General features: G+C 48.3%; 1 rRNA gene. It reads right to left on the reverse strand.

Going from position 1 to position 1,662, the window contains the following annotated elements:
- Positions 1-65: 65 nt before the first annotated feature.
- Positions 66-1,589 (reverse strand): 16S ribosomal RNA (locus tag F598_RS0114230).
- Positions 1,590-1,662: the final 73 nt, after the last annotated feature.

The following is a 1,662-nucleotide window of genomic DNA, read 5'->3' on the forward strand; positions in this document are numbered from 1 at the left end:
TAAAGCTTCATTAATTCCCTTTTCTCTAAACGTCTACTACATCTTATCAGATGCAATACTCTAAAAAAGGAGGTATTCCAGCCGCACCTTCCGGTACGGCTACCTTGTTACGACTTAGCCCCAGTTACTAGTTTTACCCTAGGCGGCTCCTTGCGGCGACCGACTTCAGGTACCCCCAGCTTCCATGGCTTGACGGGCGGTGTGTACAAGGCCCGGGAACGTATTCACCGCATCATGGCTGATATGCGATTACTAGCGATTCCAGCTTCACGCAGTCGAGTTGCAGACTGCGATCCGAACTGTGATAGGGTTTGTAGATTCGCTCCTTCTCACGAAGTGGCTGCTCTCTGTCCCTACCATTGTAGCACGTGTGTAGCCCAGGACGTAAGGGCCGTGATGATTTGACGTCATCCCCACCTTCCTCACAGTTTACACTGGCAGTATGGCTAGAGTCCCCATCATTACATGCTGGTAACTAACCAAAGGGGTTGCGCTCGTTATAGGACTTAACCTGACACCTCACGGCACGAGCTGACGACAACCATGCAGCACCTTGCAATTTGTCCGAAGAAAAAGGTGTTTCCACCCCTGTCAAACTGCATTTAAGCCCTGGTAAGGTTCCTCGCGTATCATCGAATTAAACCACATGCTCCACCGCTTGTGCGGGCCCCCGTCAATTCCTTTGAGTTTCATTCTTGCGAACGTACTCCCCAGGTGGGTTACTTATCACTTTCGCTTAGCCACTCAGACCTCAATTAGTCCAAACAGCTAGTAACCATCGTTTACGGCGTAGACTACCAGGGTATCTAATCCTGTTCGCTACCTACGCTTTCGTCCATCAGCGTCAGTGGATTGTTAGTGATCTGCCTTCGCAATCGGTATTCTGAGTAATATCTATGCATTTCACCGCTACACTACTCATTCTAACCACTTCACAAGCACTCAAGAACAACAGTATCAATGGCAATTCTACAGTTGAGCTGCAGACTTTCACCACTGACTTATCATCCCGCCTACGGACCCTTTAAACCCAATGATTCCGGATAACGCTTGGATCCTCCGTATTACCGCGGCTGCTGGCACGGAGTTAGCCGATCCTTATTCTTACAGTACCGTCAACAGTGTACACGTACACCTTTTTCTTCCTGTATAAAAGCAGTTTACAACCCATAGGGCAGTCTTCCTGCACGCGGCATGGCTGGATCAGGATTGCTCCCATTGTCCAATATTCCTCACTGCTGCCTCCCGTAGGAGTCTGGTCCGTGTCTCAGTACCAGTGTGGGGGATCTCCCTCTCAGGACCCCTACCTATCGTCGCCATGGGGAGCCGTTACCTCTCCATCTAGCTAATAGGACGCATACTCATCTATTACCGTAACCTTTAATCCATAAACCATGCGGCTTTTGGATACCATAAAATATTAATCCAAATTTCTCTGGGCTATCTCTTAGTAATAGGCAGATTGTATACGCGTTACGCACCCGTGCGCCGGTCGTCGACAAGTGCAAGCACTCTCGTTACCCCTCGACTTGCATGTGTTAGGCCTGCCGCTAGCGTTCATCCTGAGCCAGGATCAAACTCTTCATCGTTAAATCTTATATATCTTAACGTCTAAATGAATTCAATTCTAAAATTGTCTTCTCAGGAATTAACTCTAATCTT

Source organism: Psychroflexus tropicus DSM 15496 (genome assembly GCF_000378765.1).
GTDB lineage: Bacteria > Bacteroidota > Bacteroidia > Flavobacteriales > Flavobacteriaceae > Psychroflexus > Psychroflexus tropicus.